At 64.4% G+C, this 11,187-nt stretch carries 7 protein-coding genes; 3 read left to right on the top strand and 4 right to left on the bottom strand.

Annotated elements, in window-relative coordinates; all coding sequences use genetic code 11:
• Positions 1–76: 76 nt before the first annotated feature.
• Complete coding sequence (locus tag ACE03M_RS02630; RefSeq protein ID WP_485932678.1) at positions 77–1,300, bottom strand: MFS transporter; 1,224 nt, start codon at positions 1,298–1,300, stop codon at positions 77–79.
• A complete protein-coding gene (locus tag ACE03M_RS02625; RefSeq protein ID WP_485932676.1) occupies positions 1,297–1,980 on the bottom strand; it encodes a sodium:proton antiporter in 684 nt (227 codons plus the stop codon). Before ACE03M_RS02625 ends, ACE03M_RS02630 begins: the two co-directional genes overlap by 4 nt.
• Positions 1,981–2,114: 134 nt before the next feature.
• Here ACE03M_RS02625 and ACE03M_RS02620 point away from each other — a divergent pair, with 134 nt between their 5' ends.
• Positions 2,115–3,662: a sugar porter family MFS transporter gene (locus ACE03M_RS02620; protein WP_485932717.1), complete on the top strand. Its 1,548-nt coding sequence runs from the start codon at positions 2,115–2,117 to the stop codon at positions 3,660–3,662.
• Positions 3,663–3,752: 90 nt separating this feature from the next.
• Here ACE03M_RS02620 and ACE03M_RS02615 read toward each other — a convergent pair whose 3' ends face one another.
• Both ACE03M_RS02615 and ACE03M_RS02610 read right to left on the bottom strand, forming a co-directional pair.
• Positions 3,753–4,253, bottom strand: coding sequence for a DedA family protein (locus ACE03M_RS02615; protein WP_143923804.1), 501 nt, complete (start codon positions 4,251–4,253; stop codon positions 3,753–3,755).
• Positions 4,254–4,457: 204 nt separating this feature from the next.
• Positions 4,458–5,672: a metal-dependent hydrolase family protein gene (locus tag ACE03M_RS02610; protein WP_485932674.1), complete on the bottom strand. Its 1,215-nt coding sequence runs from the start codon at positions 5,670–5,672 to the stop codon at positions 4,458–4,460.
• Between the two features lie 198 nt (positions 5,673–5,870).
• Here ACE03M_RS02610 and ACE03M_RS02605 point away from each other — a divergent pair, with 198 nt between their 5' ends.
• Positions 5,871–9,875: a non-ribosomal peptide synthetase gene (locus ACE03M_RS02605; protein WP_485932672.1), complete on the top strand. Its 4,005-nt coding sequence runs from the start codon at positions 5,871–5,873 to the stop codon at positions 9,873–9,875.
• A complete protein-coding gene (locus ACE03M_RS02600; protein WP_485932670.1) occupies positions 9,868–11,166 on the top strand; it encodes a M1 family metallopeptidase in 1,299 nt (432 codons plus the stop codon). Before ACE03M_RS02605 ends, ACE03M_RS02600 begins: the two co-directional genes overlap by 8 nt.
• The last annotated feature ends 21 nt before the right edge of the window (positions 11,167–11,187 follow it).

Here is an 11,187-nt window from a genome sequence, read left to right as displayed (position 1 = left end):
TTCCTACGATGTCGCGGCACATTTCTCATTTCTGTCCCGGGTCTGTCTCGCGTCATCGTTCCGGTCATGTCCTACGTCATGGTTCCGACTGCTCCTGCTTTCCTCCGAGCCGGCCGGCGAAGATCATTGTGACTGCGCCGATGACGATCAGCACTGACAAGCCCCAGCGCAGCGTACCGAGGCTGGCGATGGTACCGACCAGCGGGCTGGTGCCCAGGAATCCGACCCTCATGATCCAGTTGACCAGCGTCACTCCTCCGGCTCTCCCCATACCTGGAATGTGAGCAGCAGCGCCGAGCGCTCCTGGAACCAGGGTCGCCGATCCGTACCCCATGAGTGCCAGTCCGACCAACAGCTGAAATGGCTCGAAGGCAGTGACGACACCGATCCCACCCAGGGCGATGAGGCCTCCCCCGAGGCGAGCTATCCGGCTGGCGCCGAAGCGCTGGACCAACAAGTCCCCACTGAAACGGCCCAGACACTGACTGCCGATGACCACGCTGAAGGCGATACCGGCGGTCGCGGCAGGCACCCCGCTGAACTCGACCGCTGCTATCGCGGACCAGTTGTTCGCAATGTCCTCAACAGCCGTTCCGCAGATTGCTACGACGGCCAGGGGCAGCGCCACCAGCAGAACCGCACGCTTCGAACTTGGTCGATCACCACCTGAAGGCTCGCTGACGTCGGCTGCGGCCTCAGCGTCAGCGCCCGTTGCTGCCCGTCGTCTGCTCAGACCGACGTCCCCGATCAGCCTGCGGGCCGACATGATCACGATGAAAGACACTACCGCGATCAGGGCCAGATGAACCCTCATGTCCACGCCGTTGCCTGCGGCAATGGTGGCAGCTGCACCGCTGGCGAGACCCCCGAGGCTCCACAGCGCGTGCATCGACGAGAGAATGACGCGCGACAGGCTCTCCTGCACCCCGATGCCGACGACGTTCTGCGCCACATCCACAATGGCATCGAAGAAGCCGACGAAGAACAGGCAGGCGGCCATCATCCAGCCATTGACGGACCACGCTGTGGCGGCCGCGGAGAGCCCCAGGAGAAGAGTGCCTCCAACGACGACAGCGTTGGCTCCGAACCGTGAGATGAGGTGAGCCGGGACGACAGAGGAGACGATGGCACCGAGGGCGAAGGAGGCGACGACGAGCCCGAACTCCAAGGAGGTCAGTCCCAGTCGCTCGACCAACAGCGGGTACCACGGCAGCAGTGCCGCGAACACGAGGCCGTTGCAGCTGAAGTAGAGACCGACGCCGGCTATCGCACGGGCTCCGGAGCTGGGCCGATAGCTCATTCGCCGGACTCGCTCGCCCGGCCGATCGAGCCGGGTCCTTCCTTCGCTTCACGTCGGCCTGCTCGCACATTCAGCCCGGCTCTCCCGAGCACGAGCAGAGTCAGCACGACGCCGAGGAGCTTCCACCACACGCCATCGGTCATGAACAGCAGCAACAATGCGGCCAGGATCGGGACCAGGTGGGACATCGACCACCCGACATAGCCTCCGAAACTCGGCATCGCCACGTTCGCCGAGTCCGCAACGGATTTCACCATGAAGTTCGGCCCATTGCCGATGTAGGTGATCGCCCCACCCATGACTGCCCCCAGGGACACCGCGATCAGCAGTGTCTCTGCAATACCAGCCACCCGGGGCTCCCCCGGCACCTGAGAGGCCATTTCGAAGAAGGTCACATATGCCGGAGCATTGTCGAGCACCGAGGAGAGGCCACCGCTGAAGACGAACAGTTTGCCGGTCAGAACGATGAGTTGGAAGTATTCCACCAAGGCATGGGAAACGGTGGAACCGGCTCCGCCGATGAGGAACCACACAGCGATCGGCACGCCGAGGACCAAGGCCACTGAGAGTTTGACGAGATTGCGGTCCCAGATCTTCTCAGTGGCCGGGAAGAGCGGCAGGACCGCGATGCAGCCCAACAGCAGAACGAACGGCAGAATACTCCACCAGGCAACAGCCATCCGGCGGTCCCTTTCTCATAACGGTGATGACGAGTTCCACCGATCTCGTCGACGATGACGTGGCACCACTCTACTGACGTTTGGGCCCAATCCCCGCAGTGGCCCACCTCACGGACAGTCGCGTGCTCAACCGCATGTCGGTGGCATACCCTGGGGTGCAGCTCATCGACGTCACATTCGCGCCGCGTGCCGAATGTCATCCTCAGGAGGAGACTCGCTTGTCTCAGAACGCCCCATCCCCCGATGGCAGACTGCACGGTCGAGATCGGGTGAACTCCCGTATCGTCGGAATCTCATTGGCCGCCGCGCTGGGCGGCTTCCTCTTCGGCTTCGACACAGCTGTCATCAACGGCGCCGTTGACGCCCTGGCAGAGGAGTTCGCCCTCAGCGCTGGCCTGAAGGGCTTCGCCGTCTCCTCGGCGCTGCTGGCGTGCGCACTCGGAGCCTGGTTCGCCGGCTCTCTGGCCAATCGCTACGGCAGACTCCCCGTCATGGTCGTCGCGGCGGTCCTGTTCCTCCTCTCTGCCGTCGGCTCGGGCTTGGCCTTCGGCGTCACGGATCTCATCATCTGGCGCATGGTCGGCGGACTCGGCGTGGGCGCTGCGTCTGTCATCGCTCCTGCCTATATCGCCGAGGTGTCCCCCGCCCGTGTGCGTGGGCGCCTCGGTTCGCTGCAGCAGCTGGCGATCGTGACCGGCATCTTCGCGGCACTCCTGTCGAATGCGCTTCTGGCATCGTTGTCCGGCGGAGCCGCCGATCCGCTGTGGTTCGGAATCGAGACCTGGCGCTGGATGTTCATGGTCGAGGCACTCCCCGCTCTGGTCTACGGACTCATGGCATTGGGGCTTCCGGAATCTCCGCGGTTCCTGGTGGCCCGTGGCAGAGAGGACGAAGCCGCACGAGTTCTGCGAGTCTTCACAGGGGTCACCGACACCGATTCCCTCATCGAACGGATCCGCGACTCGATCCGACGGGAGGACAAAGAGTCCTTCAAGGACCTCATCGGCAAACGTTTCGGCCTCAAGCCGATCGTCTGGATCGGAATACTGCTGTCCGTGTTCCAGCAGTTCGTCGGCATCAACGTCATCTTCTACTACTCGACGACGCTGTGGAAATCGGTCGGATTCGACGAGTCCAGTGCCCTTCTGACTTCGGTCATCACCTCGGTGACGAACATCGTCGTGACGATCGTGGCGATTCTCCTCGTCGACAAGGTCGGACGTCGGAAGATGCTGCTGGCCGGTTCGTTCCTGATGGGTATCGCCTTGGCAATGATGGCGGTGTCATTCTCGTTCGCCGAACTCGCCACCGCTGCCGATGGCACCACCAGTGCCCAGTTGGATGCGCCGTGGTCGATCATCGCGCTGATCTCCGCGAATGTGTTCGTCGTCGGATTCGGTGCCACATGGGGCCCTCTGGTGTGGGTGCTCCTGGGCGAGATGTTCCCCAATCGGATCCGTGCCGGTGCCTTGGCTGTCGCTGCTGCGGCCCAGTGGATCGCGAACTTCGCCATTTCGACGACGTTCCCGATCTTCTCCGACATCAGCCTGACCTTCGCCTACGGCTTCTACGCCTTCTTCGCGATACTCTCGTTCTTCTTCGTCTGGTGGAAGGTTCCCGAAACGAAGGGAATGGAGCTGGAGGACATGACCGAAGAGCTCACGGTGCGTCCACACGACTGACTCCGCCGAGGTTGTTCCTGGCAGGGCTGGTCACGCCGAGGCTGTCCCCGGCAGAGCCGGTCACGCCGAGGTTGTTCCGAGCAGGACCGGTCAGGCCGTGCCGTTAGCGGCGGGCTCGGTCTGCTCGTCCTTCTTCTTCAGCCCGATGAACAGGCCGAGGATGGCCAGGCCGAAGACGGCGCCGAGCCCGATCGTCAGTCCGGGCTCCGCCTGGTAGGCCGTGGCCAGGGCCTTGAATCCGATGAGGCCGACGGTCGAATAGATCAGGGCCCACAGAGACCCGCCGACGACGAGAGCGGGAAGATAGCGGCGGTAACTCATGCCGCTGGTTCCAGCCGCCAGATTGAGCACGGTCTGGACCCCGATCATGAGGAAGCTCACGGCGATCACCGGTGCACCGAAACGCTCGATCATCGCTTCGGCCTTTCGGTACTTGGGACCGGACATGATCGTGTCGATGCGTTCGATCCTGCGAATGCCCTTGCGTGCCAACCGCCCCAGGAGGAAGGTTCCTCCCGCGCGGGCCAGGATGATGCCGAACAGGATGAGCCACGTCACGGCGATGGGAAACGACCAGTTCAGTGGGTTCATCGTGAATCGTCGGCCCTGCACCCTGCTGCGTCTAGGTCTCCGCTGTCGGCACTGGCGGTGCGGTTTGCCTTGGCACCGCGGTACGCCCTCGCACTGCACGGATGGTTTCGATTGCTCACGCCACGATTGTACGCCAGGTGAGGTTAGTCTCCCCTCACCTGGCGTACTCTCCCGCTGTCGTGCTCAGCCGTTCGGCCCGGCTCCTCAGATGAGTTCGCCGCCCAAATGCACTGAGCTCACTCGCGACTCAATTCCCCTGACATCTTCGGTGCTGAGGTCGCCGTCGACCACCACGAGGTCGGCGAGCGCCCCCTCAGCGATCCGGCCGACGTTGTCATGTCCCAGCAGTTCGGCCGCGACGGAAGTCCCCGCTGCCAGTGCCTCGGTGGTGGAGAGGCCGGCGCCGGCCAGGAGGCTGATCTCTTCGAGGTTCTCACCGTGCGGGCCGACACCGGCATCGGTGCCCATCGCGATCTTCACCCCCGCCTCGTGGGCCTTCGTGATCGACTCTTGGTGCGCCTCGATCACTGAGTGGGCTTTGTCGACCACGGACTGAGGCAGAGCCGATCCGGCCTCGGAGGCTTTGATCACTGCCTGCGGAGCCTGCAGGGTCGGGACCAGGAAGGTGCCGTTTTCGAGCATGAGATCGATGGCTTCATCATCTAGGTAGATGCCGTGTTCGATGGAGCGCACTCCCGCACGGACAGCATTCTTGATTCCTGGCGCGCCCTGCGCATGGGACATGACGTGCGCGCCCTGGGCAGCCGCCTCGGCGACGATGACTGCGATCTCAGCCTCGGTGAACTGGGAGTGCCGGGGATCATCACGCGGCGAGAGCACGCCTCCTGTCGAGCAGATCTTGATGTGATCGGCTCCGGCTCGCAGCAGCTCACGAGTCTTGCGCTGCACCTCTTCGAGACCGTCGGCAACACCCGAAGGCCGGCCTGGGTGTGGGGCCAGGAACGGCGAATCGGCGCCCGATACCAGGTGGAAGTCACCGTGCCCGCCCGTCTGGGACATGATGTTCACCGCAATCGACAGACGTGGCCCGCGAACGATGCCCGTCTCGACGGCGACCTTCGCACCGAGGTCGGTGCCACCGGCATCGCGCACGGTGGTCACTCCGCCCTTGAGCGTCTTCTCCATATTGTCGACGGAGTTGTAGAACTGCAGCGAGAACGGATCATGGAATGACGAGGTGTTGCTGGCCCCCGTGCTCATCAGGTGCACGTGGCAGTCGATGACGCCGGGAATGATCGTCTTGCCGGCACAGTCGACATAGGTGTCTCCGGCATCGTGTGAACCCTGTCCACCCTCGGTGACCGAAGAGATCGATCCCCCGTCGACGACGATGTCTCGCAGCCCAGGAAGGAACCTGGTTCCATCGAAGACCTTGGCGTTCTTGAAGACTGTGACCATTGGCGTTCTCCTCATCATTGAAAATAGTGCGGGTGGCTTAAGGATAATGAAGTGCCAGCACCATAGTGAAGAGGCTCACGGTCCGAGATGTCATCACCGCCGTGTTCACGTTCGAGACACCTTGTCGATATATAGTCTTGGTCGGTGACTGGCGGCACGCACGCCGTCGTCCATCTCCAGCCCCGACCCGGAAGTCCTGTGACCATACATTCGGCTCAATTCCCCGCGACTTCGCGACCACGCGAGGACCGCACACTCATCGACGTCCTCCTCGAAGCTGCAGGCGCACATGGTGACCAGCCCGCAATCGATGACGGGCGCGGCGTCCTCAGCTATTCCGAATTGATCGTCGAGATCCGTGATCTCGCTCTCGAATTGGCCGCTGTCGGCATCGGGCCGGGAGACAAGGTCGGCATCCGAGTGCCTTCCGGCTCCGCCGACCTCTACGTCTCCATCCTGGCCACGATGATGCTCGGCGCTGCGTACGTTCCCGTCGACGTCGACGATCCCGATGAGCGTGCGCACACCGTCTTCACCGAGGCGGCTGTCACAGGCATCATCACCGCCGACCGAGCAATCGAGTCGCGAACCGATCGAGGTCCGCTCGCACGTTCCGAGCTGCGCCGCCCGACCCCCGACGATGACTGCTGGGTCATCTTCACCTCCGGGTCGACAGGAAAGCCTAAGGGCGTGGCAGTCTCCCACCGCAGTGCGGCCGCATTCGTCGACGCCGAGGCGGCGATGTTCTGTCAGGAGGAGCCGCTGGGGCCCGGAGATCGAGTGCTGGCCGGACTGTCCGTGGCCTTCGACGCCAGCTGTGAGGAGATGTGGCTGGCATGGCGACACGGCGCCTGTCTGGTCCCAGCGCCCCGCGCCCTTGTGAAGTCCGGGATGGACCTGGGGCCGTGGCTGTCCTCACGTGGCATCACCGTCGTCTCGACCGTTCCCACCCTCGCAGCGCTGTGGCCCGCCGACAGTCTCGATGCCGTGCGTCTCCTCATATTCGGCGGCGAGGCATGTCCGCCCGAACTCGGGCGGAGGCTCAGCGATGAGAGTCGCGAAGTCTGGAACACCTATGGCCCCACCGAGGCGACCGTGGTGGCCTGCGGGGCACAACTCGATGGTTCCGAGCCTGTTCGGATCGGACTGCCCCTGGACGGGTGGTCCCTGGCCGTCGTCGATGCGGCAGGTATCCCGGTCGCTGACGGCCAGACCGGTGAGCTCATCATCGGCGGGATCGGTCTTGCCCGCTACCTGGACCCGGCCAAGGACGCCGAGAAGTACGCTCCGATGCCGACCCTCGGCTGGGATCGGGCCTATCGTTCGGGCGACCTCGTCATCAGCGACCCCGAGGGATTGATCTTCGTCGGCCGAGCCGATGAGCAGATCAAGCTCGCCGGCCGTCGCATCGAGCTCGGTGAGATCGACGCCGCTCTCCAGGCCCTGCCCGATGTCGAAGGTGCTGCGGCCGCAGTGAAGCAGACTCCGGCGGGCTCGGACATCCTCGTCGGCTACATCGCGTCGGGCACGGCAAATCCCGGGGACCGCATCTCCGAATGGGAACAGGCACTGCGTGCCGAGCTGCCTGCGGCTCTTGTGCCGCGACTGACGCTCATCGACGAACTTCCGACGAAGACCTCCGGCAAGGTCGATCGCAACGCACTGCCTTGGCCGATGGGCGACAGCGCCGAGATCGAAGACAGCTCCGAGACCTTCGAGCCCGAGATCGAGTGGATCGCCGAGCAGTGGTCGGCAGTGCTCGGATCACGGCCAGGGTCGGACAGCGACTTCTTCACCTCGGGTGGCGGCTCACTGGCGGCTGCGCAGTTGGTCTCCCGGCTGAGGACCCAGCATCCCAGCGTCACCGTCGGCGACATCTATGCCCATCCGCGCTTCGGCGCACTCGCGAATCTGTGCAGCGCCGACGACGGAGCCGCGGCGGGCGCCGGGCGTCCGAAGCGGACGATCACACGGACCTCGAGGGGGATGCAGGCCTTCCAGACTCTGCTCGCGGTACCGGTCCACATCCTCGGCGGGGTCAGGTGGGTCGTCATTGCGATGGTGCTCGCGAATCTCGGCAGCAGCCTCGGCGCGGATCTCCCGGTCACGCCCTGGCCTGTGATCATCACCCTGTTCCTCGTCTTCGTCACCGCGTGGGGCCGTATGCTCATCTCCGCAGGTGCCGCGCGCGCACTCATGCTCGGTATTCGTCCGGGTGACTATCCGCGGTCGGGGTGGGTGCATAAGCGCCTGTGGCTGGCCGAGCACATCGCCGATCTCGCTGCGGCCGTCTCGGTGGCCAGCGCCCCCTGGGTGACCTGGTACGCGAAGCTCCTTGGCAACCGAATCGGCTCCGATGCCGATCTGCACTCGGCTCCCCCGGTGACCGGTTTCCTGACCGTGGGCGAGGGCGCCGCAATCGAGCCAGAGGTCGATCTCAAGGGCTGGTGGGTCGACGGCGACCTGCTGCGCATCGGCACGATCAACGTGGGCTCCAACGTGACGATCGGAGCTCGCTCCACCTTGATGCCGGGCACCCGAATCGGGGAAGGCGCACTGGTCGAAGCCGGATCGGCTGTGACCGGCAAGGTGCGCCGGAACCAGATCTACTCCGGTTCCCCCGCTGTCCGGATCGGCAAGGCCAAGAAGAGCTGGCCCGCTCCACCGCCTCGCCGGCGACTGCCCTTCCTGCTCTATGCTGTGGGCTCTCAGCTCAACGCGGCTCTGCCCTATCTGGCTGCTGTGCCGGGCATTGCACTGATGATTGCGGTCTCAGGCATCGGCGTCGTCGAGTCCCCGTTGCTCGTTCTCGCCTGGTCCCCTCTCATCGCCTGCATATGGTTCGTCTGCACGGCCCTGTTCATCCTCGTGTCGGTGCGGCTGCTGTCCATCGGAATGGAGGAGGGAGAGTTCCCGGTCCGCTCTGCTCACGGCTACCGTGTCTGGGCCACGGAGCGCCTCCTCGATTTGGCCCGTGATCTCCTCTTCCCTCTCTATGCCTCGATGCTCACCCCTTGGTGGCTGCGACTGCTCGGAGCGAAGGTGGGCCCGGGCACCGAGATCTCAACGGTGGTGTTCGTCCCCAAAATGACGACCATCGCCGCAGGTGCGTTCCTGGCCGATGACACCATGGTGGCCAGTTACGAACTCGGTCACGGGTGGATGCGAGCCGGCAAGGCGAAGGTCGGCAAGCGCGCCTTCCTCGGCAACTCGGGCATAGCCTCCCCTGGACGGCGAGTGCCCAAGAACGCACTGGTTGCCGTGCTGTCGGCAGCCCCGGCGAAGGCGAAGAAGGGCTCGTCGTGGCTCGGCTCTCCCCCTGTGCAGCTGCGCAGGGCAGCGGTCGACGCCGATGAGGCGCTGACCTATGCCCCGAAGCTCGGCGTCAGATCGGCCCGGGCGTTCTTCGAGACTCTGCGGATCACCTCGGTGATGGTCGCCGGTGCACTCGTCGCCGCGGTCCTCCTCACGATCGAGTTCCTCCTCGGACTGCCAGGGGCAGGGTCGTCTGCGGCCGGTACGGGCGCGATGGGCACAACTGGTGGCGCGGCTGGCGATGGCGGATCGTTCTTGGCCTCTGTCGGGCTCGCCCTGCTGACCTCGGGCATCGTGATGATGGCCGCTGGTGCGGTGGCGGCGGGGCTGGCCATCGCGGCCAAGTGGATCTGCGCCGGTCCCATCAGAGCCGGCGAACATCCCCTGTGGTCATCGTTCATCTGGCGCAACGAGGTCGCGGACTGCTTCGTCGAGCTCATCGCCGCACCATGGTTCGCCCGGAATGCCGTGGGGACTCCCGCCATCGTGTGGTATCTGCGGGCCATGGGAGCGAAGATCGGCCACGGAGTGTGGTGCGAAAGCTATTGGCTGCCCGAAGCCGACCTGGTCAGCCTGGGCGACAACTCCACGATCAACCGCGGCTGCGTGGTCCAGACCCATCTCTTCCACGACCGGGTCATGAGCTTGGACACCGTCGAATTGGTGCAGGGATCGACTCTCGGGCCCAACAGCGTGATACTGCCCGCCTCCAGCTTGGGCACGAATTCCACGGTGGGTGCGACCTCGCTGGTGATGCGCGGAGAGTTCGTGCCGGCCCACGCCTATTTCAGCGGCAATCCTGTCATACCCTGGGTGGATGCACCAGAACTTCCTGAGGGCGGATCCAGCGGGCCCGAAGCAACCCCAAGGCGGCACCACGATGCTTGATCCCTACACCCCGAACGTCGGTAACGCCGAGCTCACCATCGACCACTACGATCTCGACCTCGACTACCGGATCGGGCCCAACCGCCTCTCCGCACATGCGAGCCTGACGGGTCGTGTGCTGCAGGAGACGAAGACGATCCTCCTCGACCTCACAGGTCTGCGAGTCACGAAGGCCGCCGTCAACGGCAAGAAGGCTCGGTACTCCACACGGGGCAAGAAGCTGCACCTGACGACAGATCCCCTGCCGAAGAACCAGCCGGTGCGCATCGACGTCTCCTATGTCGGAAACCCGCAGCCCGCGATCGGAACCTGGGGTGACGTGGGCTGGGAGGAGCTCGAGGATGGCGTCCTCGTGGCCGGGCAGCCCGTCGGCGCCTCAACCTGGTTCCCCTGCAACGACCACCCCTCGGACAAGTCGAAGTACCGCATCCGCGTGCTCACGGAATCCGAATATACGGTCGTGTCCAACGGAGAACTCGTCGACAAGGTCCGCAAGGCCGGCCGCACGGCATGGACCTACGAGTCACGGACCCCCCTGGCGACATATCTGGCCACGGTGCAGATCGGCCGCTACCGACACGCTCAGATCGACGCCGAGGATGGTGCTGAGCCTTCTCCTGTCTCCCTGGGTCTCTACGCCGGTGAGCACTGGAGAGCTGCGTCCACGCGTCTGCAGATCCAGCATTCCATGATGAACGAGTTCATCGAACGGTTCGGTCCCTACCCCTTCGATCGCTACGACGTGGTCGTGACCGACGACGAACTCGAGATCCCCCTTGAGTCACAGCCTCTGTCCGTACTCGGCCCCAACCATCTCGGCGAGGAGTGGGAGGCCGAGCGACTCGTCGCCCATGAGATGGCCCATCAGTGGTTCGGGAACTCGCTGACGCCTCGGCGCTGGTCAGACATCTGGCTCAATGAGGGCTTCGCCTGCTATTCGGAGTGGCTGTGGTCGGAGGCATCGGGCCGCAGCAGCGCGCATGAGTGTGCGCAGACTTGGCGGGAGGCTCTGGCCGACGAGCCGCAGGACTTCGTGCTCAGCGACCCGGGCGGTCCCGATATGTTCGATGACCGTGTGTACAAGCGCGGTGCACTCTGCTTGCACGCGCTGAGGCTCGAGATCGGCGATGAGGACTTCTTCGCTGCGATCTCCGAGTGGACGACGAAACATCGTCATTCTTCGGTCGATACCTCGGATTTCCTCGAGTGCGTCTCTGGTGTAGTCGGCCGCGACCTCGCCGAGGTTGTCCGGCCGTGGCTGTTCGACAAAGAGCTGCCCGAGCTGGCCTAGTTGGTCCGGCTAGTTCGGCTG

It is taken from the genome of Brevibacterium sp. AGC70 (assembly GCF_057334195.1).
The sequence above is the reverse complement of the archived record's forward strand: the minus strand, read 5'-3'. Positions and strand labels throughout refer to the sequence as shown.